Origin of the sequence: Streptomyces sp. NPDC087844 (assembly GCF_044742785.1) — a bacterium.
GTDB lineage: Bacteria > Actinomycetota > Actinomycetes > Streptomycetales > Streptomycetaceae > Streptomyces.
In genome coordinates, this window is sequence record NZ_JBIUVD010000001.1 from 440267 (window position 1) to 465162 (window position 24896).

At 72.2% G+C, this 24896-nt stretch carries 20 protein-coding genes; all 20 read left to right on the top strand.

Features of this window, described 5'->3' with window-relative positions; genetic code table 11:
* The first annotated feature begins 48 nt into the window (after window positions 1–48).
* The 20 genes from sbnA to ACIOKD_RS01850 all read left to right on the top strand — a co-directional run bounded on the left by sbnA (window position 49) and on the right by ACIOKD_RS01850 (window position 24772).
* Window positions 49–1035 carry a 2,3-diaminopropionate biosynthesis protein SbnA gene (gene sbnA / locus ACIOKD_RS01755; protein ID WP_402076707.1) on the top strand — a complete coding sequence of 329 codons (987 nt, stop codon included), beginning with the start codon at window positions 49–51 and terminating at the stop codon, window positions 1033–1035.
* 104 nt (window positions 1036–1139) lie between these two features.
* Window positions 1140–2798, top strand: a complete 1659-nt coding sequence (locus tag ACIOKD_RS01760; protein ID WP_402076709.1) for an acyl-CoA dehydrogenase family protein — start codon at window positions 1140–1142, stop codon at window positions 2796–2798.
* Window positions 2799–2966: 168 nt separating this feature from the next.
* Entirely contained in the window at window positions 2967–4298 is a 1332-nt protein-coding gene (locus ACIOKD_RS01765; protein ID WP_402076711.1) for a GAF domain-containing protein, read from the top strand.
* 188 nt (window positions 4299–4486) lie between these two features.
* Complete coding sequence (locus ACIOKD_RS01770; RefSeq protein ID WP_402076713.1) at window positions 4487–5893, top strand: hypothetical protein; 1407 nt, start codon at window positions 4487–4489, stop codon at window positions 5891–5893.
* Between the two features lie 63 nt (window positions 5894–5956).
* Window positions 5957–6526: a GNAT family N-acetyltransferase gene (locus ACIOKD_RS01775; protein WP_402076715.1), complete on the top strand. Its 570-nt coding sequence runs from the start codon at window positions 5957–5959 to the stop codon at window positions 6524–6526.
* 127 nt (window positions 6527–6653) lie between these two features.
* Window positions 6654–6737, top strand: coding sequence for a putative leader peptide (locus ACIOKD_RS01780; RefSeq protein WP_349817346.1), 84 nt, complete (start codon window positions 6654–6656; stop codon window positions 6735–6737).
* Window positions 6738–6884: 147 nt separating this feature from the next.
* The gene (locus tag ACIOKD_RS01785; protein WP_402076717.1) at window positions 6885–8582 is read left to right on the top strand and encodes a nitrite/sulfite reductase; all 1698 of its coding nucleotides are present in this window, start codon (window positions 6885–6887) and stop codon (window positions 8580–8582) included.
* Complete coding sequence (locus ACIOKD_RS01790; protein WP_402076719.1) at window positions 8579–8758, top strand: hypothetical protein; 180 nt, start codon at window positions 8579–8581, stop codon at window positions 8756–8758. The genes ACIOKD_RS01785 and ACIOKD_RS01790 overlap by 4 nt, the downstream gene beginning before the upstream one ends.
* Window positions 8755–9492 (top strand): phosphoadenylyl-sulfate reductase, encoded by a 738-nt coding sequence (locus ACIOKD_RS01795; protein ID WP_402076721.1) that lies wholly within the window; start codon window positions 8755–8757, stop codon window positions 9490–9492. Before ACIOKD_RS01790 ends, ACIOKD_RS01795 begins: the two co-directional genes overlap by 4 nt.
* A 56-nt stretch (window positions 9493–9548) precedes the next feature.
* Window positions 9549–10100, top strand: coding sequence for an adenylyl-sulfate kinase (cysC, locus tag ACIOKD_RS01800; protein ID WP_402077672.1), 552 nt, complete (start codon window positions 9549–9551; stop codon window positions 10098–10100).
* On the top strand, window positions 10097–11038 hold the full coding sequence (gene cysD / locus ACIOKD_RS01805) for a sulfate adenylyltransferase subunit CysD (protein WP_402076723.1): 942 nt from the start codon (window positions 10097–10099) through the stop codon (window positions 11036–11038). Before cysC ends, cysD begins: the two co-directional genes overlap by 4 nt.
* 2 nt (window positions 11039–11040) lie before the next feature.
* Complete coding sequence (locus ACIOKD_RS01810; RefSeq protein ID WP_402076725.1) at window positions 11041–12405, top strand: sulfate adenylyltransferase subunit 1; 1365 nt, start codon at window positions 11041–11043, stop codon at window positions 12403–12405.
* 234 nt (window positions 12406–12639) lie between these two features.
* On the top strand, window positions 12640–13743 hold the full coding sequence (locus tag ACIOKD_RS01815) for an aliphatic sulfonate ABC transporter substrate-binding protein (protein WP_402076727.1): 1104 nt from the start codon (window positions 12640–12642) through the stop codon (window positions 13741–13743).
* A 58-nt stretch (window positions 13744–13801) separates the two neighbouring features.
* Window positions 13802–14596 (top strand): ABC transporter ATP-binding protein, encoded by a 795-nt coding sequence (locus ACIOKD_RS01820; protein WP_402076729.1) that lies wholly within the window; start codon window positions 13802–13804, stop codon window positions 14594–14596.
* Entirely contained in the window at window positions 14583–15548 is a 966-nt protein-coding gene (locus tag ACIOKD_RS01825; protein WP_402076731.1) for an ABC transporter permease, read from the top strand. Before ACIOKD_RS01820 ends, ACIOKD_RS01825 begins: the two co-directional genes overlap by 14 nt.
* 5 nt (window positions 15549–15553) lie before the next feature.
* Entirely contained in the window at window positions 15554–16294 is a 741-nt protein-coding gene (locus ACIOKD_RS01830; RefSeq protein WP_402076733.1) for a sirohydrochlorin chelatase, read from the top strand.
* 289 nt (window positions 16295–16583) lie between these two features.
* Window positions 16584–18944: a hypothetical protein gene (locus ACIOKD_RS01835; RefSeq protein WP_402076735.1), complete on the top strand. Its 2361-nt coding sequence runs from the start codon at window positions 16584–16586 to the stop codon at window positions 18942–18944.
* Window positions 18945–18948: 4 nt separating this feature from the next.
* Window positions 18949–20196 carry a hypothetical protein gene (locus tag ACIOKD_RS01840; protein ID WP_402076737.1) on the top strand — a complete coding sequence of 416 codons (1248 nt, stop codon included), beginning with the start codon at window positions 18949–18951 and terminating at the stop codon, window positions 20194–20196.
* The gene (locus ACIOKD_RS01845) at window positions 20193–23138 is read left to right on the top strand and encodes a GTPase-associated protein 1-related protein (protein ID WP_402076739.1); all 2946 of its coding nucleotides are present in this window, start codon (window positions 20193–20195) and stop codon (window positions 23136–23138) included. Before ACIOKD_RS01840 ends, ACIOKD_RS01845 begins: the two co-directional genes overlap by 4 nt.
* Window positions 23135–24772, top strand: coding sequence for a hypothetical protein (locus ACIOKD_RS01850; RefSeq protein ID WP_402076741.1), 1638 nt, complete (start codon window positions 23135–23137; stop codon window positions 24770–24772). The genes ACIOKD_RS01845 and ACIOKD_RS01850 overlap by 4 nt, the downstream gene beginning before the upstream one ends.
* Window positions 24773–24896: the final 124 nt, after the last annotated feature.

The window sequence follows — 24896 nt, forward strand, 5'->3', positions numbered from 1 at the left end:
GGACGTGGGCACGGCGCCGCACGAAGGCCGCATGAATGAGGGGGACTCATGCCTGTCATTTCCGATCCTTCGGAATTCAACGAGAACGAGCTGTACGTCGACCTGCGGGCGGCGATGGGGCTGCCGCTCTTCCTGAAGTGCGAGGGGTTCAACTTCGCGGGGTCGATCAAGATGAAGGCGGCCACCGAGATGGTGGACGCCGCCGAACGCAGCGGCGCCCTGCGACCGGGATCCGTCCTGGTCGAGTCGTCGTCCGGGAATTTGGGCGTGGCACTGAGCGTGATCGCCGCGAGCCGTGGCTACGGGTTCCGGTGCGTGACCGACGCGCGCTGCAACCCGGCGACCCGGCGGATGATGGAAGCTCTGGGCAGCGTGGTCCACGTCATCGAGGAGCCCGCGCTGCACGGCGGCTTCCTGGGCGCCCGGATCGCGTACGTACGGGCGCTGTGTGCCTCGGACGACCGGTACGTCTGGCTCAACCAGTACGCCAACGACAGCAACTGGCGGGCGCACTACCGCACCACGGCGCCCGCCATCGCGCGCCGCTTCCCGGACCTGGACGTGCTGTTCGTCGGGGCCGGCACGACCGGCACCCTGATGGGCTGCGCGCGCTGGTTCTGGCAGTGGCGGCGCCGGGTGCGGATCGTCGCGGTGGACAGCGCCGGTTCGGTGACCTTCGGCGGGCCCGCGCGTCCGCGGCTGATCCCGGGTCTCGGCATGGGCGTACGTCCGCCGATGCTCGACGCTTCGTACGTGGACGACGTGGTGCACGTGGAGGAGGTGGACACCGTCCGTGTCTGCCGCCGGCTGGCCGCACGGGGCTTCCTGTTCGGCGGCTCCACCGGCACGGTGGTCAGCGGGGCGTCCACCTGGATGGACCTGCACGGGGCACGGGACCTCACGTCGGTGGGCATCGCCCCCGACCTCGGCGAGCGCTACCTGGACACCGTCCACAGCCCGAGCTGGTCGGTGAGCCCGCGCGGCGAGGACACGCTCGGCTCCGGCGACCTGGCGGCGCTGTCGCGTCCGGCCTGACGTCCGGCCTGGCGTCCGGCCGACAACGACGAAGGCGCTCCGACGTACGGGGGGTGCGGCGGGAGTTTGGTGACGATCGCCGCACCGCGGGTAGGTTCGCAGTCATGGCAGCCCGCACCCACACCGTGACCAACCAGGCTCCGCCGCTGGTCGCGTACGACCTCTTCAACGCCGACCGGGCCCTCGTGGAGGCGGTCGGCCGGCATCTCGATCCCGCGCTCCTCGACGAGGCGCACAGCGAGCTGTCGGCCCTCGGGCGTACCTCCGGGTCCGCGCAGGTCCAGAAATGGGGAGCGCTGGCCAACGAGAACCCGCCGAAACTGCTCACCCACGACCGCTACGGTGAGCGCCTGGACGAGGTGGAGTTCCATCCGTCCTGGCACCGGCTGCTCGGCAAGGGCGTGTCGGCGGGGCTGACGGCGGCCTGGTCGCGGCCGGGCGGGCATGTGCGGCGCGCGGCCGGCTTCCTGGTCTGGAGCCAGGTCGAGGCGGGCAACGGCTGCCCGCTGTCGATGACCCACGCGGCGGTGCCCGCGCTGCGCACCGACCCGGCGCTCGCCGCCGAGTGGGAGCCCCGGCTCACGTCCACCGTCTACGACCAGGACCTGCGCCCGGCCGCGAAGAAGGCCGGCGCCCTGTTCGGGATGGGCATGACGGAGAAGCAGGGCGGCAGTGACGTCCGCGCGAACACCACGGCCGCCCGTCCGCTCGCCGAGGACGGGACGTACGAGCTGACGGGCCACAAGTGGTTCTGTTCGGCGCCGATGTCGGACGGTTTCCTGGTCCTGGCGCAGGCGGGCCCCGCCGGCGAACAGGGCGGCCGGTCCACGCTCACCTGCTTCCTGGTGCCGCGCGTGCTGGCGGACGGCACCCGCAACGTCTTCCGGATCCAGCGACTCAAGGACAAGCTGGGCAACCGGTCGAACGCCTCCGCCGAGGTCGAGTTCGACGGGACCTGGGCGCGCCGGGTGGGTGACGAGGGGCACGGGGTGCGCTCCATCATGGGGATGGTCGCGGCGACCCGGCTGGACTGTGTGCTCGGCTCGGCGGGGCTGATGCGGCAGGCCGTCGCGCAGGCCGTGCACCACTGCGAGCACCGCGAGGCGTTCGGCGGCAGGCTGGTCGACAAGCCGCTGATGAGGAACGTCCTGGCGGACCTGGCCCTGGAGTCGGAGGCGGCGACGACCCTCGCGCTGCGCCTCGCCGCCGCGTACGACGACGGCGGCGAGCAGGAGCGGGCCTTCCTGCGGCTCGCGGTGCCCGCGGCGAAGTACTGGGTGACCAAGCGGTGTACCCCGGTCGTGGCGGAGGCCCTGGAGTGCCTGGGCGGCAACGGGTACGTGGAGGAGTCCGGCATGCCGCGGCTGCTGCGCGAGTCGCCGCTCAACTCCATCTGGGAGGGCGCCGGGAACGTCCAGGCGCTCGACGTGCTGCGGGCTCTCCAGCGGGAGCCGTCCGCCCTGAACGCGTACCTCCAGGAGGTCGGCCTGGCGCGCGGCGCCGATCACCGGCTGGACGGCGCGATCAAGAACCTGCTGACCGAACTCGCCGACCTGGGCGGGGTCGAGGGGCGCGCCCGGCGGATCGTCGAGCGGATCGCCGTGGTGCTGCAGGGTTCGCTGCTGGTGCGCTTCGCGCCGCCGGAGGTCGCCGACGCGTTCTGCGCGTCACGTCTTGGCGGGGACTGGGGATCGTCGCTGGGGACGCTGCCGCACACGCTCGACCTGGCCTCGGTGGTGGAGCGGGCGCGCCCCGTCTCCTGAGCCGTCTTCCGGCCGGCTTCGGCACGGGGGTGGTACTGCGCCGACACGGCACCACCCTCGTGCGTCGTAAAGTCTCAGCCGCGCACCGGGCGTCGCGCCAGAGTTGCAGAGGGTTGCAACGCCCTCGCACCCTGTCGGCTGTTCGCTCAGGCCCCTCGGGAGGACACGGTGGCACACTCGCCGACGGACGTGGCACGGCTGGCCGCCGGGGACGCGGCGCGGGCGGCCCGCGTACTCGACGAGGTACGCGACGCCATACTGTCCGGGCAGCCGGGGCCGCTCGGGCCGCGCCCGGTCATCGGGGAGTCCTGGGAGCGCATGCTGCGCGACGGCGTCGACCCCGACCACGACTTCCGCGCCGGCCTGCTGGACCGCGACGAGATCGAGCGACGGCGACGGGAGTCCCCGCTGCGGCACGTCCTGCCGGTGCTGCGCGAAGGACTGCTTTCGGTCGCGGACAGCACCCGCCACATCATGGTCGTGGCGGACGGCGAGGGCCGGGTGCTGTGGCGCGAGGGCAGCCGTCCCGTGCTGCACAGGGCCGACGGCTTCGGTTTCGAACTCGGCGCGCACTGGGGCGAGAACGTCGTCGGCACGAACGGCATCGGCACCCCCGCGGTCGTCCGCCGCCCCGTCCAGGTCTTCGCCGCCGAACACTTCGTCCGCACGCACGCCACCTGGACCTGCACGGGCGCGCCGATCACCGACCCGCGCGACGGCCGGCTGATCGGTGTCGTGGACGTCAGCGGGCCCTGGGAGACGATGCACCCGTCGACCCTCGCGTGGGTCGACTCGGTGGCCAAACTCGCCGAGGCACGGCTGCGGGAACGGCATCTGGCCGCGCTGGACCGGCTGCGTTCGGTGGCCGCGCCGGTCCTCGCCCGGATCACCGGCCGCGCTCTCGCGGTCGACCGGGACGGCTGGACCGCCGCGGTCACGGGCATGCCGCACCTGGACCGGGTCGCGCTGCCCGCCGCGCCCGGCACCGACCGCATCCGGCTGCCGTCGATCGGCCTGTGCTCGGTGGAACCGCTGACCGACGGCTGGCTGATACGCGCCTCGGACGGGCGCCGGTCGCCGGGCGACGCCACCCGGATCGAGCTCGACGTGTCACGGCCGCGCCGCTGGTCGGTGACCGTGGCGGACGGGGCGGGCACCTGGACCCACGAACTGAGCCCCCGCCACACCGAGTTGCTGTACCCGCTCGCCCTGCACCGCACCGGCCGCAGCGCCGCGGCCCTGGCCGACGACATGTTCGGCGACCCGGCCCGCACGGTGACCGTACGGGCCGAGATGTCGCGGGTGCGCCGCTATCTGGGAGCCGTCCTGGAGCACCGGCCGTACCGTTTCCGCGAGACGGCGGACGTACAGCTGGTCCTCCCCACCGACCCTCTCGACCTGCTTCCGTGTTCGACGGCTCCGGGGGTGGTGCGCTCACGCGTCACGGGTACCGCGACCGGACCGGTGGAGGCGGGCCGCGCGGACCACCGGCCGGGGTGACAGCGGCATCCCCCTCGCCCGCGGGACTCCCCCGCGGGAGCCATTGGGCGCAATCCCGACCTATTACCGGGTATTCGACCAGGCTCGCCCCCCTCTGCCGTACCATCCAACCCACGGCCCCCCACATCCGTCTCCTCCGGCCCAACCGCCGGATCGCAGGAGGCAGTTGGCCGCCGACGGGAGGACCTATGACATATCGAGGCAGACATCGCCGCCGGAACAAGGGGCGTGTCCTGCGGGCCACCCTGTCCGGGGCCGCCCTCGCCCTCACCGCCGCCGCCACCATCATCACCACCTCGCAGGCCGCCGGCAGCGACAACCCCGGCCCCCTGAAGCCGCTCACCTCGTCGTCGGAGATCGGCAAGCTGCAACTGCACGAGAACCTGGTCGCCGAGTCGACGCTCGACACCCTGCAGAGCAAAATGGGCGGGTCCGTCGGGGTCGACGCCGTCCTCAGGAGCGCCAACCACCCGATGCGCAACCAGGCCGACTGCGACGCGACCGAGTCGGCCGCCCTGCCTGTCGAGCCCACCGCGTCCCGCGCGTACTGCTGGGACAGCGGGGACGCCACGACGCAGAAGTGGCTGCCGCAGTCCGTCACCACCTCCGGGGACGCCGACAACGACGGCAGGTGGGGCTCCGACCGGGTCATCCTGGCGGGCTGGACCCACAACGACCACAAGGCGGGCGAACCCGCGGCCGACAAGGGTCTGGCCCGGGTCGCCTTCATCGACGCGAACGACCCGAAGAACCTCAGGTACCGCTGGGTCCTGCTGGTCGCCCCGCTCTCCGGCGGCAAGGACTTCGGAGCCGTCCGCTCGCACGTCGGCGGCATGGTCTGGTACCAGGACAAGCTGATCGTCACCGCGAAGAACGGCGCCGATCACGACAACGCCCTGTTCGTCTTCGACATGAACCGCGTCCTGCGGGCCGATGTGAACAGCACCGAGATCGGCAGGGTGAGCGGCGGCTGGTCGGCGCGCGGCTACCAGTACGTGCTGCCGGCCATGGGTTCGTACAACCTCACCGGCGGGGCGTGCGGCGCGAGCGACAACAACGGGCGTCCCTGTTTCGCGTCGGTCTCCCTGGACCGCACCTCGACACCGGACAGCCTGGTCGCGAACGAGTGGTTCAGCTCCGGCGGCACCGAACCGGCCCGCGTCTGGCGCTATCACTACAGCACCGCGAGCGACCGCGCGGGCCTGCTCGGCAGCAGCGCCGGTGACATCGTGGACGCCGACGAGGCGTACGAGACGAAGGCCGTCGGGCTGCAGGGCGTCCTCTCGCACAAGCCGGACGGGGCGGAGAAGGCCGACTGGTACACCGGTTACGCGCCGGGCAGCCGCGACAGACACGGCACGCTCTGGCGCCAGAACGAGAGCGCCGCGAAGGCCGCGCAGTGCGGCGACGGCGGAACGTCGTACGCCTGCTGGGGCCGGCACACCGAGTCGCTGTCGTACTGGCAGGAGACCGGCGAGCTGTGGACGCTCACCGAGTGGGCGGCGAACAAGGACAACGCGTGGGAGGCGCCGGCGATCCCGGAGCGGGTGCTGTACTCGGTCCCGCTGTCGGTGGTCGACGACTCGGTGCAGTGACCCGCCGCAGGGACGGGCATCCCGCTTTGGAGGGAAGCCCGTCCCCGTGGTTCGCTGGCCCGCATGAGCATCGCCGTGACCACCTGGTCCCTGGAGCAGACCGCCCCGGCCGACGGGCTGCCCGCCGCCGCGCCCGACGGTGACGTCCGGATCGTCCGCGCCGAGGTGCCCTCCCCCGAGTTCAGCCGCTTCCTCTACGCCTCCGTCGGCGGCGACATCCGCTGGACGGACCGGCTCGGCTGGACGTACGCGCAGTGGCGCGAGGACCTGGAGCGGCCGGGCGTGGAGACCTGGGTCGCGTACGACCGCGGGACACCCGCCGGCTACGTACAACTGGAGGCGCAGGACGACGGCGTCGTGGAGATCGTCTACTTCGGGCTGATCCCGGCGTTCCGCGGCCGGCGCATCGGCGGACACCTCCTCTCGTACGGCGTCGCACGGGCCTGGGACCTGGCCGACCGCCGGCCGGGGCGCGCGCCGACGAAGCGCGTCTGGTTGCATACATGCAGCAAGGACGGGGAGCACGCGATGGACAACTACCTGCGCCGCGGTTTCAAGCTCTTCGACACCAAGGTGGAGGAGGAGCCGGACGTGGCCGCCCCCGGGCCCTGGCCCGGAGCGCGGGTCGGCTGACCTGGCGGGATGTGATCCGCACCGGATCTTGTGACCGTCACCACCCTTGTCTCGCATTCCGGGACAAGGGTGTCCGCATTTTGGACGAAGCTGGACTGTGTCCAGATCGCCGTGACACGCTTCCGTCATGTCTGGAACTGGAATTGCCTTGGTGAGTCGGCGGCACGTCGACCTCGGCCGCATGTCCAGCGCCATCTGTCCGGTCCGCTGACCCACGGCACCAGGGGCCACGCCCCCGTGCCCAGCACTACCGACATCCCCCCTGTCTCGACTTGCGCAATGCCGCGCACGCATGCCCGTACGCATTCGTACGCGCAGGTCAGAGCCGCATCCGTCTGTCCCGAAGGACGTAGAAACCATGGCCGCCACTCCGCAGGATCCCGCTGCCGCAACGCCCCGCCGCAAGGTGAGCCGTCACCGCGGTGAGGGCCAGTGGGCCGTGGGTCACTACACCCCGCTCAACGGCAACGAGCAGTTCAAGAAGGACGACGACGGTCTCAACGTGCGGACGCGCATTGAGACGGTCTACTCCAAGCGGGGCTTCGACTCGATCGACCCCAACGATCTGCGCGGCCGTATGCGCTGGTGGGGGCTCTACACCCAGCGCAAGCCCGGCATCGACGGCGGCAAGACCGCGATCCTGGAGCCGGAGGAGCTGGACGACAAGTACTTCATGCTGCGGGTACGGATCGACGGCGGGCGCCTCACCACCCAGCAGCTGCGGGTCATCGGCGAGATCTCGCAGGAGTTCGCGCGCGGGACCGCCGACCTCACCGACCGGCAGAACGTCCAGTACCACTGGATCCGCATCGAGGACGTCCCGGAGATCTGGGAGCGCCTGGAGGCCGTCGGGCTGTCCACGACCGAGGCCTGCGGTGACACGCCCCGTGTGATCCTCGGCTCGCCCGTCGCCGGTATCGCCGAGGACGAGATCATCGACGGCACGCCCGCCATCGAGGAGATCCACCGCCGGGTCATCGGCAACAAGGACTTCTCGAACCTGCCCCGCAAGTTCAAGACCGCGGTCTCCGGCTCGCCGCTCCTGGACGTGGCGCACGAGATCAACGACGTCGCCTTCGTCGGCGTGAACCACCCGGAGCACGGCCCCGGATTCGACCTCTGGGTCGGCGGCGGCCTCTCCACCAACCCGAAGATCGGCCAGCGCCTCGGGGCCTGGGTCCCGCTCGACGAGGTCGCCGACGTCCACATCGGCGTCCTGTCGATCTTCCGCGACTACGGCTACCGGCGCCTTCGTACGCGCGCCCGTCTGAAGTTCCTGGTCGCCGACTGGGGTGTCGAGAAGTTCCGCCAGGTCCTGGAGGACGAGTACCTGCAGCGCAAGCTGGTCGACGGCCCGGCCCCCGACCAGCCGCTCGCCCGCTGGCGCGACCACGTCGGCGTGCACCGGCAGCAGGACGGCCGCTTCTACGTCGGCTTCGCCCCGCGCGTGGGCCGCGTGGACGGCACCACCCTCACGAAGATCGCCGAGCTGGCGGAGGCGCACGGCTCCGGCCGTCTGCGGACCACCGTCGAGCAGAAGATGATCGTGCTCGACATCGAGCAGGAGCGGATCGACTCCCTGGTGGAGGGTCTTGAGGCGCTCGATCTACGGGTCCGGCCGTCCACCTTCCGGCGCTCCACGATGGCCTGCACCGGCATCGAGTACTGCAAGCTCGCCATCGTCGAGACCAAGGCGCGCGGCGCCTCGCTGATCGACGAACTCGAACGCCGGATGCCCGAGTTCGACGAGCCCGTCACCATCAACATCAACGGCTGCCCGAACGCCTGCGCCCGTATCCAGGTCGCGGACATCGGTCTCAAGGGCCAGTTGATGCTCGACACCGAGGGCAACCAGGTCGAGGGCTACCAGGTCCACCTGGGCGGCGCGCTCGGGCTCGAAGCCGGATTCGGCCGCAAGGTCCGCGGTCTGAAGGTCACCGCGGACGACCTGCCCGACTACGTCGAGCGGGTCCTGAAGCGCTTCGAGGAGGAGCGCGCGGACGGCGAGCGCTTCGCGACGTGGGCCACCCGCGCTTCCGAGGAGTCGCTGACATGAGTGAGCGTGCGGCGCCCTTCTACTGCCCCTACTGCGGCGACGAGGACCTGCGTCCCGGCGAGCAGAGCCACGGCGCGTGGGAATGCGGGGCGTGCAACCGAGCCTTCCAGTTGAAGTTCCTCGGGTTGCTGACCCGTGGACTTCAGCGCAACGACGGTGGAGGGGACGAGATATGACAGCCGTTCGGACCGATACCGCTACTGATACCGCTACTGATACCGAGACAGACGCCGGGCTCAAGGCGCTCGCCGAGCAGGCCGGCCGCGATCTGGAGGACGCCTCCGCGCTGGAGATCCTCCAGTGGGCCGTGCAGACCTTCGGCAAGCAGTTCTGCGTCACCTCCTCGATGGAGGACGCGGTGGTCGCCCACCTCGCGTCCCGCGCGAACCCCGGCGTGGACGTCGTGTTCCTCGACACGGGCTACCACTTCCCCGAGACCATCGGCACCCGGGACGCGGTCGAGGCCGTGATGGACGTCAACGTCATCACCCTCACCCCGCGGCAGACCGTGGCCGAGCAGGACGCCGAGTACGGGCCGAAACTCCATGACCGCGACCCCGACCTGTGCTGCGCGCTGCGGAAGGTCGCACCGCTGGAGCAGGGGCTGACCAAGTACCGCGCCTGGGCCACGGGACTGCGCCGCGACGAGTCGCCGACCCGGGCGAACACCCCTGTCGTCGGCTGGGACGAGAAGCGCCGCAAGGTCAAGATCTCGCCGATCGCCCGCTGGACCCAGGACGACGTGGACGCGTACGTGAGCGAGCACGGTGTCCTCACCAATCCGCTGCTCATGGACGGCTACCCGTCCGTCGGTTGCGCCCCCTGCACCCGCCGGGTGCTGGAGGGCGAGGACGCGCGCGCCGGCCGCTGGTCGGGCAGCGCGAAGACCGAGTGCGGACTGCACGGCTGACCATGACCGCGACGCCCCTGACGACCGCGACGACCGTGACCGGCTCGACGACCTCGATGAACCAGGAGAACCAAGTGACCGGAGCCACCATCTGGCTCACGGGTCTGCCGAGCGCCGGCAAGACCACCATCGCGTACGAACTGGCCGGACGGCTGCGCGAGGAGGGCCACCGCGTCGAGGTGCTCGACGGCGACGAGATCCGTACGTTCCTGACGGCGGGCCTCGGCTTCAGCCGCGAGGACCGGCACACGAACGTCCAGCGCATCGGCTTCCTCGCCGACCTGCTGTCCCGCAACGGCGTCAAGACGCTCGTCCCCGTCATCGCCCCGTACGCCGACAGCCGCGAGGCGGTGCGCAAGCGCCACCAGGCGAGCGGTGCCGCGTACCTGGAGGTGCATGTCGCCACGCCGGTCGAGGTGTGCAGCGAGCGGGATGTGAAGGGCCTGTACGCCAGGCAGGCGGCGGGTGAGATCTCCGGGCTCACCGGGGTCGACGACCCGTACGAGGCGCCCGAGTCGCCCGATCTGCGCATCGAGTCGCACACCCAGTCCGTGCAGGAGTCCGCGGCGGCGCTTCACGCGCTGCTCGCCGAGAGGGGTCTCGCATGACGACGACCGTCGCCGACGTCTCCGAGGAGGGGACCGACAGCCCGTACGCCCTCAGTCACCTGGACGCTCTGGAGTCCGAGGCGGTGCACATCTTCCGCGAGGTGGCGGGTGAGTTCGAGCGTCCGGTGGTGCTCTTCTCCGGCGGCAAGGACTCCATCGTCATGCTGCACCTGGCACTGAAGGCGTTCGCGCCCGCCGCGGTGCCCTTCTCACTCCTGCACGTGGACACCGGACACAACTTCCCCGAGGTCCTGGAGTACCGCGACCGCACGGTCAAGAAGCACGGCCTGCGCCTGCATGTGGCCTCCGTGCAGGAGTACATCGACCGCGGCGCCCTCAAGGAGCGCCCCGACGGGACGCGTAACCCGCTGCAGACCGTGCCGCTGACCGAGACAATCCAGGCCGAACGCTTCGACGCCGTCTTCGGCGGCGGACGCCGCGACGAGGAGAAGGCCCGCGCCAAGGAGCGCGTCTTCTCCCTGCGCGACGAGTTCTCCCAGTGGGACCCCCGCCGCCAGCGCCCCGAACTGTGGAACCTCTACAACGGCCGCCACGCCCCCGGCGAGCACGTCCGCGTCTTCCCGCTCTCCAACTGGACCGAACTCGACGTGTGGCAGTACATCGCCCGCGAGGGCATCGAACTGCCCGAGATCTACTTCGCGCACGAACGGGACGTCTTCCAGCGGGCCGGCATGTGGCTCACAGCCGGCGAATGGGGCGGCCCCAAGGACGGCGAGACCATCGAGAAACGGCAGGTCCGCTACCGCACGGTCGGTGACATGTCCTGCACCGGCGCGGTCGACTCCGACGCCACCACCCTGGAGGCCGTGATCACCGAGATCGCCGCCTCCCGGCTCACCGAGCGCGGCGCCACCCGCGCCGACGACAAGATGTCCGAGGCCGCGATGGAAGACCGCAAGCGCGAGGGGTACTTCTAGCCATGACGAGCACCATCGAGCCCACCGAACCCGTCGAACCGCTGTCGGTCGAGCAGTTGTCCGAGACGACGCTGCTCCGGTTCGCGACCGCGGGTTCCGTCGACGACGGCAAGTCCACCCTCGTCGGCCGCCTGCTCCACGACTCCAAGTCGGTCCTCACCGACCAGCTCGAAGCCGTCGCACACGCCTCACGCAACCGCGGCCAGGACACCCCCGACCTCGCCCTGCTCACCGACGGCCTGCGCGCCGAACGCGAACAGGGCATCACCATCGACGTCGCCTACCGCTACTTCGCCACCGCCAAGCGCCGCTTCATCCTCGCCGACACCCCCGGCCACGTGCAGTACACCCGCAACATGGTGACGGGGGCGTCCACCGCCGAACTGACGGTGGTCCTCGTCGACGCCCGCAACGGCGTCGTCGAGCAGACCCGCCGCCACGCCGCCATCGCCGCCCTCCTGCGCGTCCCGCACGTCGTGCTCGCCGTCAACAAGATGGACCTGGTCGACTACCAGGAGCCGGTGTTCGCCGCGATCGCCGAGGAATTCACGGCGTACGCGTCCGAACTGGGCGTTCCCGAGATCACCGCGATCCCGATCTCCGCGCTCGCCGGGGACAACGTGGTGGACCCGTCCGCGCACATGGACTGGTACGGCGGCCCCACCTTCCTGGAGCACCTGGAGACCCTGCCGGTCAGCCACGATCTCGCGACCTGCCACGCGCGGCTGCCCGTGCAGTACGTGATCCGCCCGCAGACCGCCGAGCACCCGGACTACCGCGGGTACGCCGGTCAGATCGCGGCCGGGGCGTTCCGCGTCGGTGAGGCGGTCACCGTGCTGCCCTCCGGGCGTACCTCGCGGATCGCCTCGATCGACCTGCTGGGCGAGCCGGTCGACCTGGCCTGGACGACGCAGTCGGTGACGGTCCTCCTGGAGGACGACGTCGACATCTCGCGCGGCGACCTGATCGTGCCGACCAAGGACGCGCCCGCGACCACGCAGGACATCGAGGCGACGGTCTGCCACGTGGCCGACGCGCCGCTGACCATCGGCCACCGGGTGCTGCTCAAGCACGGCACCCGCACGGTCAAGGCCCTCGTCAAGGACATCCCCTCGCGGCTGACCCTCGACGACCTGTCCCTGCACCCGCACCCGGGCCACCTGGTCGCCAACGACATCGGCCGCGTGAAGATCCGTACCGCCGAGCCGCTGCCGGTGGACTCGTACGCCGACTCGCGGCGCACCGGCTCGTTCATCCTGATCGACCCCGCGGACGGCACCACGCTCACCGCGGGCATGGTCGGCGAGTCCTTCGCCTCCCCGGAGCCGGTCAGGGCCGAGGCGGACGAGGACGGGTGGGACTTCTGACATGACGGCCACCACGGACTTCTACTCCACATTCGCGAAGGAGGGCGGCCGCGTCGGCAGCGGCGCCCTCGGTGCCGGGCAGGGCGGAGTCGCACGATGTGCGTGCTGACGTACGCGCACTGCCTGCGCGCCCCGTCCCCCCGCCCGCCGTCGCGGATACGACGAAGACCTGCCGACCTCCCGGCCACGACCTGAAGAACCGTGACCGCCGGGCCGACGAGAGGAAACCCTCCCGTGCCTGCCAAGGGCTCCACACTGCTTCGCCGCGGCATCGCCGTGGCCGCCGCACTTCCCCTCCTCACCCTCGCCGCCTGCGGCTACGGTTCCGACAAGGACGAGGACACCACGAAGGTCGCGGCCGAGGGCAAGAAGCTCTCCGCCGACACCGTCCGGATCGGCTACTTCCCGAACCTGACGCACGCCACCGCACTCGTGGGTGACCAGGAGGGACTGCTGCAGAAGGAACTCGGGGGCACGAAGGCCTCGTACTCCCAGTTCAACGCGGGTCCGTCCGAGATCGAGGCGCTGAACTCCGGTTCGATCGACATCGGCTGGATCGGCCCCTCCCCCGCCATCAACGGCTACAGCACGACCGACGGCAAGGGCCTGCGGATCATCGGCGGTTCGGCGTCCGGCGGGGTGAAGCTCGTCGTGAACCCGAAGAAGATCACGTCCCTGAAGGACGTCAAGGGCAAGAAGATCGCCACCCCGCAGCTGGGCAACACGCAGGACGTGGCGTTCCTCAACTGGATCGCCGAGCAGGGCTGGAAGGTGGACGCCCAGAGCGGCAAGGGCGACGTCTCCGTGGTCCGTACGGACAACAAGATCACGCCGGACGCCTACAAGTCGGGGTCCATCGACGGCGCGTGGGTGCCGGAGCCGACCGCGTCCAAGCTGGTCGCCGAGGGCGCCAAGGTGCTGCTCGACGAGGCCGACCTGTGGCCGGACAAGAAGTTCGTGATCACGAACATCATCGTGTCGCAGAAGTTCCTGAAGGCGCACCCGGACGTCGTCGAGGCCGTGCTGCGCGGCTCGGTGAAGACCAACAAGTGGATCAACGCCAACCCGGACGAGGCGAAGGCCGCCGCCAACACCAAGCTCAAGGCGCTGTCCGGCAAGGAGCTGCCCGCCGAGGTCATCGACCCGGCGTGGAAGTCGATCCAGTTCACCGACGACCCGCTGGCCTCGACCCTCAACAGCGAGGCCGAGCACGCGGTGAAGGCCGGTCTGCTGGAGAAGCCGCTGCTCGACGGCATCTACGACCTCGCACCGCTGAACAAGGTCCTCAAGGCCGAGGGCGCGAGCGCGGTCGACGACGCCGGTCTCGGCGTCAAGTAAGCCCGGACAGCCGAGAGTTCGGGCCCGCACACCCATGAGTTCCCAGGAGGTGACGACCATGGCAACCGCCCTCGCCAAGACCGCCGACGCCGACACCGGTACGTCGGTGGAGTACGCCGCCCGGATCGAGCACGTCTCGAAGTCCTTCGCCGGCCCCGCCGGGCAGCAGCTCGTCCTGGACGACATCACGCTCGATGTCGCGCCCGGCGAGTTCGTCACCCTCCTGGGGGCTTCCGGGTGCGGCAAGTCGACGCTGCTGAATCTGGTCGCGGGGCTCGACAAGCCGTCCGCGGGCGGCATCAGCACCGAAGGCCGCCCTGCCCTGATGTTCCAGGAGCACGCCCTCTTCCCGTGGCTGACCGCGGGCAAGAACATCGAGCTGGCCCTGAAACTGCGGGGCCGGCCCAAGGCCGACCGCCGTACCAGGGCGGAGGAGCTCCTGGAGCTCGTCCGGCTGAAGGGCGCGTACGGCAAGCGGGTGCACGAGCTGTCGGGCGGTATGCGGCAGCGGGTCGCGCTGGCCCGCGCGCTCGCGCAGGACAGCCGGCTGCTGCTGATGGACGAGCCGTTCGCGGCCCTCGACGCCATCACGCGGGACGTGCTGCACGACGAACTGACCCGTATCTGGCGCGAGACGAACGTGTCGGTGCTGTTCGTGACGCACAACGTGCGCGAGGCGGTACGGCTCGCCGAGCGCGTGGTGCTGCTGTCCTCGCGCCCGGGGCGTATCGCGCGGGAGTGGACGGTCGACATCCCGCAGCCGCGCCGCATCGAGGACCCCGCCGTGGCGGAACTGTCCGTCGAGATCACCGAACAACTGCGTGGGGAGATCCGCCGTCATGGCCAGCACTGAGACGAGCGCCGCCGAGTCCGCGTCCGGGGCGGGCCCGGTCAAGGACGGCGGTCCCAGGGGCAGCGGTCCCGGGGACAGCGGTCCCGGGGACAGCGGCGGGGATCTCGCCGGACTGGAAGCCGGTCTCGACGCGCTGGACACGGTCCAGACGAAGAGGGTTCCGTTCCGTAAGACCTTCGTGGAGAAGATCTTCCCCCCTATGGTCGCCGTGGCCCTGGTGCTGGTGATCTGGCAGGTCCTGGTGTGGGCGGAAGTCACCGACAGCTACAAGCTGCCGGCCCCGTCCGCGGTCTGGGACGAGGTCCAGGAGGCCTGGCTGGAGGGCACGCTCCTCGAATACATCTGGACGAGCGTCTCGCGCGGTCTGCTGGGCTTCCTGATGGCTCTCGTCATCGGCACCCCGCTGGGGCTGCTCGTCGCGCGGGTGAAGTTCGTGCGCGCGGCGATCGGCCCGATCCTGTCGGGACTCCAGTCGCTGCCGTCGGTGGCCTGGGTGCCGCCGGCCGTGCTGTGGCTCGGCCTCAACGACTCGATGATGTACGCGGTCATCCTGCTCGGCGCGGTCCCCTCGATCGCCAACGGGCTCGTCTCCGGCGTCGACCAGGTCCCGCCGCTGTTCCTGCGGGCGGGCCGCACGATGGGCGCGACGGGCCTGCGCGGTACCTGGCACATCGTGATCCCGGCCGCGCTGCCCGGATATCTCGCGGGGCTGAAGCAGGGCTGGGCGTTCTCCTGGCGTTCGCTGATGGCCGCCGAGATCATCGCGTCCTCGCCCGACCTCGGCGTCGGCCTCGGCCAGTTGCTGGAGAACGGCCGTACGGCCAACAGCATGCCCATGGTGTTCCTGGCCATCCTCCTCATCCTGATCGTCGGTATCGCCATCGACCTGCTCATCTTCAGTCCGCTGGAGCGGTGGGTGCTGCGCAGCCGCGGTCTCCTGGTGAAGAGCTGACCTCCATGCCGAAACCGGTACTCCTCGTCATCGCCCACGGCAGCCGCGACCCGCGTCATGCCGCGACCGTGCACGCCCTGGTACGCCAGGTGCGGGCGCGGCGGCCCGGGGTGCGCGTGGAGACCGGCTTCCTGGAGTTCAACCTCCCTTCCGTCTCGGGCAGGCTGGAGTCCCTGGCGGCGGAGGGCGTACGTGACGTCGTGGCCCTTCCTCTGCTCCTGACCCGCGCCTTCCACGCGAAGGCGGACATCCCGGCGGTGCTGAACGAGGCACCGGCCCGGTTGCGGATCAGGCAGGCCGAGGTCCTCGGCCCGTCGCCACTGCTCACGGCCGCGCTCGAACGGCGGCTGTACGAGGCGGGGTTGTCCCCCGCCGACAAGTCCTCGACCGGGGTCGTACTGGCCGCGGCGGGGTCCACCGACCCGGAGGCGATCGCGGTGATCGCAGAAATCGCGCGGGAGTGGCGGCGGACCGGTTGGTGCGCCGTGCGGCCCGCGTTCGCCTCCGCATCGTTGCCGCGCACGGAGGAGGTGGTGCGGTCGTTGCGTGCGGCGGGGTGTGCGCGGGTGGTTGTGGCGCCGTACTTCCTCGCGCCGGGGCGGTTGCCCGACCGGGTCGCGCGGGGGGCGGGCGAGGCGGACCTGCTCGCGCCTGTGCTGGGCGCGGCGCCTGAGGTCGCCCGCGTACTCCTCGCCCGCTACGACGCGGCCGCCACCGTATCGGCTCTGGCCGCCGCGGGGACTTGAACCTCCGCCTGCGGGCCGGTGGGGGCGCCGCTCAACGATTGCGCAGTTCCCCGCGCCCCCAGGTGTCTGGGGGCGCGGGGAACTGCGCAATCGTCAGGGGGCACACCCGACCGGGCCCGCAGGTGTCCAGGGGCGCGGGGAACTGCGCAACGGGGGGTCGGGGGCGGAGCCCCCATGCGGTGACGGGAGAGGTACGTCCTCTTCACTCCAGCCCCACCGGGCACACACAACCCCTCCCACCTCGCCGGATTCCGAAATCCACCCCCTCCCACCCCGCAAATCTGATGGGATGTCGGTCGCAGGCACGACCGGGGGAGCGGTACAGGTGGCAGGTCTGGAGTTCGGGCATCACCTCGGCCTGCCCCAAGCGCTGTCCGCACTCCCCCTGTCCCCCCTGACCCCCGGCTACGCCCACCTGCTGGCCACCCAACGCGCCGCCGGCCTGCGCCACATCGGCGAACTCTTCGGACCCGGCGCCGGACTGCGCGTCCTGGACGGCCTGTTCGTCCCGGTCGGCGCCCGCGGCCAACGGCGGGTCGATCACGCGCTGTTGACCGACCTGGGCCGAGGCGCTGGCCCGACGGCCACCCTGGCGAACGAACTCGCCGAACTCCACCGGCAGGACCCGCAAACCCTGCGCAGAGTCGTGCTGTACCAGCTGATCGAACTGCTCCAGGACCATCCGCACGGCCAACACCCCGACACCGCGCGGTCGTTGGGCGTCCACGCCGAGGAGGCCGCGGGCCTCGTCGCCGCCGCCCGCGTCCGTCCCGTCCTGGACAAGGGGCAGCGGGCCGCCGCCGAGTCGCTGGCCGACGCCTGGGCCGAACACCGGCTCCGTCGCGCGCGCAAACTCCTGGAGCGGCTGCCGCCGACCGGTCGCGACCCGTCGCTCAGCACGCTCCGGGTAACCCTCTCCCGGCGGCTGGGCCATGCCGACGCCGCGCTGGAGGCGGCCCGTGCCGCCGAGCAGGCGGGTGACACCGAGGCCGCGACGGAGGAGTACCTGCGGACCCTGCGCCTCGCCGCGGACGACCGCAAGGCACTGTTCAGCCTGGTACGCATCCACCGCCCCCGTCACGACGACCGCACCGGGCGGCTGCGGTGCGAACTCCGCGCGGGGTCAGCGGTGCTGGCCTGGGATGCGGCGGAGCCCGGCATCACCTGGCGAATTCTGCGGCTCCGGCGGACCGGGCGCGGCAGCACCGAGCTGCGCGAGGTGTGCCTGGTGCCCTCGGACGCGGGCGGCACGGGCGGCGTGTGCGGCACGGAGGACCGGACGATCCCGCTCGGCAGCATGGTGCGTTACGTGGCTCTCCCCGTGCGCCAGGGCCGGGTGGACGGCGTACCCCTCGTCGCGCGGGAGCTGCCGGTCACCCCCGAGGTGGGCGAGTTCGCTCTGGCGGACGGCCGGGAGCGGATCGACGGCACCTGGCGGACACCGCCCGGCGCCACCAAGGTGACGGTCGAGCACACCGGCCCCGACGGCACGACCGGCTCGCTCCCCTGCCAGAGCGGCCGGTTCGCGGCCACCGGGCTGCAGCCCGGCCCGCATCGCTTCCGGGTCGTCTGCCACTACCGCGCGCCCGAGGGACAGGCCGTCGCCTCCTTTGGCGTCGGGGCGACCCGCACGGTGCACCGCTGGCCAGAACCCGTGCGGACACTCACGGCCACGGCCGAGGGTGAGGCGATCCGGTTCGCCTGGACGGGCGGCGACGGGACCGGGGCGGGGGCCGAGGCCGGCGTGAACGGGACGGCCCCGGAGGTACGGCTGGTGCGCTGGCCCGGCGAAGTACCCGCACCCGGCACCGAGTTGGCCGCCGCCGAGCTGCCCGAGCCGCTGTCGTGGCCCCGCCGGAACGACGGCGAACCGGTGCTGTGTCCGCCGCCCGGCACCCACGCCGAGGTCGCGGCCGTCGCCGTGCTCGGGGAACGTGCCGTGGCCGGGCCGGCCGTCACCGTGGAGGCGCCCGTCGCCGTGACCGGGCTGAGCGCGCGGCGGCAGCCGGACGGCCAGGTGCAGGTGGTCCTGGACTGGCCCGAGGGCACCGGCCTGCTGATCGTCAGCTGGACGGAGAGCGGCGGGCGCACGGGCGAACAGGCCGTCACCGCGCACCAGTACCGGCGCCAGGGTCTGCGGCTGCCGGTCGGCCGGGGTGGTGTGCGGATCAGGGCCGTGCCCGCGCCGCGTGCCTCGGGGTCCGTGGTGGCGCTGCCGTCGGCCGCCGAGACGGTGCTGCCGCCGGACACGTCCGTCGCATACCGCCTGGTGCCCGCGCCGCGCCGGATGCTGCGGCGTGGCAAGCCCCTGATCCGTGTCACCCTCTCCTCTCCCGACACATCTCCCGACGCATGTGCCGACGCCTGCGCCGAGGGAACGCAGTCCGAGCTGCCGGTGCATCTGCCGGAGCATCTGCCGGAGTTCGTCTGTGTGGCGCGCAGCGGCACGCTTCGTCCGCGCGGCCCCGCCGACGGCACGACCGTGCTCAGGATCGCCGGTGCCGAACTCCTGGAACTGCGCACGGTCGAGCACGAGCTGGACTCGGCCCCCTGCCCCGTCCCGTACACCCTGCGCGGGTTCCTGCTCGGCGCGCACGCCACGTCCGTACGACTCGAAGAACCGTCCCCCGCGACCCTGGTGGTGCGCTGAACCCATGACGACCGTCATCTGCCCCTACTGCTTCGCCCGTTCGTCGGCCGCCCGGCTGCCGTACCGCTGTCTGATGATCGCGGGCGGTGTGCGCGGATCGCAGCCGTGCGGGCCCGAACGCGACGACGTGTGGGCCGAGTTCATGGGTCCGAGCATCCCGCCGTCGGCCCGGATGCGCGGCCCGGTCTTCAACCGGCCGCGCTCGCCGGTGTCGAGGCTGCGGCCCGCCGCGAACGCGGGCCCCGCCGTCTGTCCGGGCTGTGGCGTGACCACGACGGTACGGGTGTGCGGCTCCTGCCACAGCGATCTGCCCAGTGACTACTGCGAGCAGGACAGCCGGATCATCGCCCTGGTCGGCGCGAAGGCGTCCGGCAAGAGCACCTATGTCGCCGTGCTGGTCAACGAGTTGAACCGGCGGGTCGGCCAGGCCTTCGACGCCTCGCTCGCCGCGATGGGCCAGGGCACGCAGCAGCGCGACAAGGAGATGGCACAGGACCTGTACGAGCGGCTGCGGCTGCCGGACGCGACCCGGCCCGCCGCGCTGGGCTTCAACGATCCGCTGCTGTACCGGCTGAGTCTGCCCCGGCGCGGGCGGCTCGGTACGGGCAGCCGGCACACGACCCTCGTGTTCTTCGACGCGGCGGGCGAGGACCTCGCGGGCGCCGACGCCGTGGACCGCTACACCCGCTATCTCAGCGCGGCCGACGGCATCATCCTGCTCGTCGACCCCCTGCAACTCGGCTCCGTGCGCGACAGGCTGCCGATCGGCGACGGGCCTTTGCTGCCCGCCGTGGAGACACCGCCGCAGCAGATCGCGGCGGATCTCGCGACACAGCTGCGGGCGCACGGCCGGGGCGGCTCACGCGGCCGGGTGAGCACACCGATAGCGGTGGCGGTGACGAAGACGGACATGCTGCGGCCGCTGCTCGACCCGCACTCGCCGCTGCTGAGCAGCGCCACCCACGAGGGCGGGACGCTCGACGAGGACGACCGGCTCGCGGTGCACGAGGAGCTGCGCTCCCAACTGGCCGACTGGGACTCGGGGGCGCTGTACCGGCAACTGGAGCGCGACTTCGCGCAGTTGTCCCTCTTCGGTCTCTCCGCGCTGGGTGCGCCACCGCCCGCCGACGCCCCGGCGGACGTACCGAAGTCGGGGCCGCAGCCGTTGCGCGTGGAGGATCCACTGCTGTGGCTGCTGGCCCGGCGCGGGCTGCTGCCGGTGACCAACGCACGGAAAGGACCGTCCAGGTGACGCTCTCCCAGCTCCACTACACCTCCGCGCCGCCGGGACCCGGCGGGTCCGGCTTCCGCTTCACGGCGGTCAGCGCGGACGTGCCGCAGGGTGTGCTCAGAGAGGCGGAGCAGCTCATCGGGTACGAGCCGCCGCGGGACTTCCCCGCGCGGCCCGACGCCGACGAACTTGCGGACTTCCCGACGGCGTTCAGTCTCAGCGAGCTCTCCGACGGCGGACGGCTGCTGAGCCGTTGCGTCTACACGGGTGTCGACTACAGCGGGCGGTGGGGCAACTTCCACGCCCATGCCCTTCATCTGCCTCCCGGAGGACGGCTGCCGGACGGTGCGCTGCCCATCGCGGCCTGGGAGTCGCGGCGTTGGTGCCGGGCGACACCGGCCGACGGCAGGCCCGAGCCGATCGACCGCTTCGAGCCGTCGGGGCTCATGCAGCAGGAGGCGCTGGTGGCCTTCGCGGTGTCCCGCGCCGACCGGCTCGCGGCGGTCCTCGCGGATGTCCGCGCGGTCGCGGACGACCCGGGAGCCGGACAGGTCGTGCTCGTGGAGCGGGACAGCGCCGCCGTGGCCCAGTGGATCGCACTGGCCTGCGCGGTACTGCCGCGCGAGCAGGCGCACCGGCTGACCTTCACGACGTACACGCGCCGGCCCGAGCGGGCCAGGCAGCAGATCATCGGCGTACTGCCGTCGTCCGAGACCGTCGCGTACGGGCATCGGCACCGGGTCCACGACTGCACCCGGCCGCCCGCTCCCACTGCTCCCCCTGCTCCCGCCACGTCTGCCGGGGCTGTGGCGGACCCCTGGGCGGAGGTGTGCGCCCTGGTGTGGCGGGCGGGCAGGCCCGATCTGTTCCGGCAGCACGGGCCGGACCTCGGTCCGCTTGCCGCGGCGGCGCTCACGGCTCGTGTCCCTCTTCCCCCGGCCGCGCTCACGGCGGCCACGCACTGGGTCCGCGACCGTGCCGGCAGCCTGCCCGAGGACGAACTGGCGCAGCTCGTCACGGCGTTGTGCGAGGCACGGCCGTCGGACGACACACGGCCGGCGGACAAGGAGGCAGCCGGTACGGCCTCGGCGGGTGACTTCGTCGCGGGGCTGACCTCGCTGTTCGAACGCCTCGACGGGCAGGTGCCCGCCTTCGTCTCCGCGCCGCTCGCCGCGCGGGTGCTGACGGCGGCGGTGCGCGGCGGCGGGCCCGTCCCCGTCGTCCACGGTGCCTCGTTCCCTCCCGAGGCGCGGACGCGGCTCGGCGCGGAACTGGGGTACGCGATCCGCTCGGGCGTCGCCGACCCGGCGCAGCCGCCGACCGGGCGCCCACTGGGTCTGCTGCGCGTCGCCGATCTGCTGGAGGTCGACTGCACCGACCTCCTCCCGGACCTCGCGGCACGCCTGGCCCAGGCCCTCATGGACATCCCCGAGGCGCGGGTGCACCCCTCCACGACAGGACCGCAGCCCCGTACGGACGCCGGGCATCCGGGCCGGCGTACCCCGGCGGCGACCGCCGACCGCGACGGGGCGATCCCCTGGTGGAGCACCCGTACGGGCCCGTCGCACCCCGGAGCGGAAGCGGCGGCCCGTACCGGGTACGAGGCCGGCTTCGGGGCCGGAAGCAGGACCGACATCGGCGCTCGTACCGGCATGCGCGACGGGGCTGATCCCCGCGTCGGCGCCCCCGGGGGTGCCGAGCGCGACGGCGGCGCCGGTACTCCCGGTACTCCCGGTACTGCCGGTACTGCCGGTACTGCCGGTCCCGTCGGTCCCGTCGGCCCCACAGGCCCCACAGGCCCTGTCGATTCCGTCGGCCCCGTCGGCCCGGAGGATCTCGCCGTGCTGCGCGACGCCGTCGCCGCGCACCCGACCCTGCGGATCGCCCTCTTCGGCGCGCTCGACGCCATCGCCGGCGACCGGCCGGTGTCCGCCGCGCGGATGCTGGCCGTCGCGGATCTCCCCGTACGGGGCCACCCGGGGTTCCCGCATCTGCGGATGTGCGCGTCGCACGCCCCGCTCGCCGGCGCGGGCGACCGGCTGACCGCGTTCCACGGCGTGGTGCGATCCGCCGGGGTCTCGCCGCACACCGAACCGGCCGTGCTGCGGACCGCGCTCAACCTGGTGTGGCCCGGTGAACTGCCCACGGGCCAGGAGGCGAGCCTGCTGCTCAACGAACTCGGCTCCGACACGCACCGCGCCGCCGGTACCAGGGACCTGCTCATCGACGCCGCGCTCGCGGCACCGGCCGACGACCGCGACATCCCGGCGCTCGCCGCCGACCTGCTGCGCTGCTTCACCACCGAACTGGCACCGGAACAGCGTGCGGCGCTCCTGCTGCTGGAGTTCGCGGGACTGCTCGGCACCGAGGGCGAGGGACTGGACTGGGTGCGGCGCGCGGCAGCGCTCGGCGCCAACGCCCGCCCCGTACCCGCGCCGGTCCTCGAACGGGTCCACCGCGCCCTCGCGCGCCGTCTGCTGCGCGGCTCGGCGCCTCCGGGTGAGCTGTACGCGCTGGCCCTCTCCGGCGACGCGGGACTGCTGGCCGCGTACGAAGCGGCGGCACAGTCGAACCGGGTGGGCGACCGGCTGCGTACCGTCCCCGGCTATGTCGCCGACTGTTTCTGCGACTGGAGTTCGCACGCGGGCGCGCACCCGGCGTGGGACGAGACCTGTGCCGCGCTGCTGGCCAAGGTGCTGCGGCCCATCGTGCGGGCACTGCCCGCCGAGGATCTGGCGCTGGTGGAGTCGAGCCTCGACCGGGCGGGCCGCGGCAAGCCCGACGCCTTCCGGGCCTGGAACCGGCCCGGGACGCTCGGCCGTCTCGCGGGCCGGTTCACCGGCCGCGGACGCGGCAGGGACGGTGGCAGGGACGGGGGCCGGGACAGCGTCAGGGACAACGGCCCGTCCCCGCGGTACGGGGACGTGGCACCCCCTCCGGGTGAGGGTCGGGAGCACCGGTGAACGTGGTCGCGCAGTACGTCCTCGGCTTCGTCGCGCTGGTCGCGGGCGCCGTCTGCTTCGGCAACGCCCTGTGGCAGCTCCTCGCCCTGGGGGTGCGGGCGGTGTGCTCCGCCCTGGGGCCGCGGCAGGAGGGCCTGGCCGACACCCGCATCCCGGTTGTCGGCGGCGGCAGTGGGAGTGGCAGCGGCGGTGGCGAACCGGCCGAACTCGCCTACTGGTGGCGGCAGATGTGGGTGGACGCGGCCACGGCGGGCGGCTTCGGCATCCGGGTGATCTGGCTGCGGTTCACCGGGCAGTGGACCCAGCGCACGACCGCGAGGCTGTTCCGCGGCGTCCGCTCCAACGGGCTCCCCGAGCGCAACTCGTTCGTGCAGCTGGCGATGTGGCTCGTCGCGCCCGGCACGTTCCTCGGCGCCCTGGTGGGCGCCACGCTCGCGACCGTGTTCCTCACGCTCGCGCTGGCGGTCTTCGCCCTGCTCCTCGGCCTCGTGTGGCTGGGTGCCGCCGGGACCGCGCTCGTCCTGCGGGGCCTGGAGCGCGGTCGCGCCACGGTCCTGCGGATCCGCGTCAAGTGCCCCTATCCGGGCTGCTACCGGCCGGTGCCGCTCGCGGTGCACCGCTGCCCCGGCTGCCGGGAGCCGCACGCCCGGCTGCGTCCCGGGCGCTACGGGGCACTGCGGCACATGTGCGCCTGCGGACAGCGGCTCGGGGCGAGCCGACTCGCCGGCCGCGGCCGGCTCACCGCCCTGTGCCCCCACTGCGACCAGGTGCTGCCGGACGCGGTGGGCACCACGCGTGTCGTGCACGCGCCGCTGATCGGGGGCACCTCGTCGGGCAAGACGATGCTGATGGCCGCCATGGTCGAGGGGCTGCACGCCTGGTCACGACGGAGCGGGCTGCGCGTCGAGTACGCGTCGACAAACGACCGGCAGACGGCGAACTCCCTCAACCAGGAGCTGCGGCAGGCAACGTGGGCGCACGCCACGACCGGTGGCCAGCCCCGCGCCTTCATGCTGACCGTCACGCTCGGGCGGCGCCGCCGACTGCTCTACCTCTACGACCCGATGGGCGAGTCCCTTGAGGACGCCGAGCGGGTGCGCGCCCAGCACTACCTCGCGCACACCGACGGGGTCGTCCTGGTCGCGGACGTGCTCGCCGAGCCGACGGTACGCGCGAAGCTGACCGGCGCCGACGCCGACCGGGCCACCGCCGCACGGCCCTCGCCGCAGGGCCCCTGGGAGACGTACCAGCGGCTGGCGGGCGAGCTGTCCGCGCTCACCGGGCGGCGCGGCAGGATGTCGGTGGCGACGGTCGTCACCAAACGGGACGTCCTCGACCAGCTCGGCTCACTGCCGGTGGCCGGCGCCCGGATCGACACCTGGCTCACCGAGATCGGCCTCGGCGGGCTCGTCCGCGCCCTCGGCCACGACTTCAGGGCCGACCGCTACTGGGCGGTCAGCGCCCACGCGGCCACCGGCGCGGGCTCGTTGGACAGCGAGCAGCGGCGGGCCGCCGAGCCCGTGCTGTGGCTGCTGGCCGCGTCGGGACTGCGCACGGGCCCCCTGGTCGGCCCCGACCCTGCCGCCGGCCCGAAGGGGAAGAAGCCGAAGGAGAAGAAGCTGGAGACCGCATGAGCACCGTGACGCGGCACATCAGGTGGGGGCGCCGCATGGCCCTCGGCCTGTTCGTCACCGCACTGGTCCTGACGAGCGCGCTCCTCGTCGCGGCCGTCCTGTACGCGGTGCGCTGACAGAGGCG

Bases quoted from the DNA above. Each gene is read 5' to 3' on its own strand.
- cysD (WP_402076723.1), top strand. From the start codon at position 10,097: ATGACGACGACCGTCGCCGACGTCTCCGAGGAGGGGACCGACAGCCCG.
- ACIOKD_RS01840 (WP_402076737.1), top strand. From the start codon at position 18,949: ATGACGACCGTCATCTGCCCCTACTGCTTCGCCCGTTCGTCGGCCGCC.
- ACIOKD_RS01775 (WP_402076715.1), top strand. From the start codon at position 5,957: ATGAGCATCGCCGTGACCACCTGGTCCCTGGAGCAGACCGCCCCGGCC.
- ACIOKD_RS01785 (WP_402076717.1), top strand. From the start codon at position 6,885: ATGGCCGCCACTCCGCAGGATCCCGCTGCCGCAACGCCCCGCCGCAAG.
- ACIOKD_RS01760 (WP_402076709.1), top strand. From the start codon at position 1,140: ATGGCAGCCCGCACCCACACCGTGACCAACCAGGCTCCGCCGCTGGTC.
- ACIOKD_RS01820 (WP_402076729.1), top strand. From the start codon at position 13,802: ATGGCAACCGCCCTCGCCAAGACCGCCGACGCCGACACCGGTACGTCG.
- ACIOKD_RS01830 (WP_402076733.1), top strand. From the start codon at position 15,554: ATGCCGAAACCGGTACTCCTCGTCATCGCCCACGGCAGCCGCGACCCG.
- ACIOKD_RS01770 (WP_402076713.1), top strand. From the start codon at position 4,487: ATGACATATCGAGGCAGACATCGCCGCCGGAACAAGGGGCGTGTCCTG.
- ACIOKD_RS01780 (WP_349817346.1), top strand. From the start codon at position 6,654: ATGTCTGGAACTGGAATTGCCTTGGTGAGTCGGCGGCACGTCGACCTC.
- ACIOKD_RS01835 (WP_402076735.1), top strand. From the start codon at position 16,584: ATGTCGGTCGCAGGCACGACCGGGGGAGCGGTACAGGTGGCAGGTCTG.
- ACIOKD_RS01790 (WP_402076719.1), top strand. From the start codon at position 8,579: ATGAGTGAGCGTGCGGCGCCCTTCTACTGCCCCTACTGCGGCGACGAG.
- sbnA (WP_402076707.1), top strand. From the start codon at position 49: ATGCCTGTCATTTCCGATCCTTCGGAATTCAACGAGAACGAGCTGTAC.
- ACIOKD_RS01810 (WP_402076725.1), top strand. From the start codon at position 11,041: ATGACGAGCACCATCGAGCCCACCGAACCCGTCGAACCGCTGTCGGTC.
- ACIOKD_RS01825 (WP_402076731.1), top strand. From the start codon at position 14,583: ATGGCCAGCACTGAGACGAGCGCCGCCGAGTCCGCGTCCGGGGCGGGC.
- ACIOKD_RS01795 (WP_402076721.1), top strand. From the start codon at position 8,755: ATGACAGCCGTTCGGACCGATACCGCTACTGATACCGCTACTGATACC.
- cysC (WP_402077672.1), top strand. From the start codon at position 9,549: ATGAACCAGGAGAACCAAGTGACCGGAGCCACCATCTGGCTCACGGGT.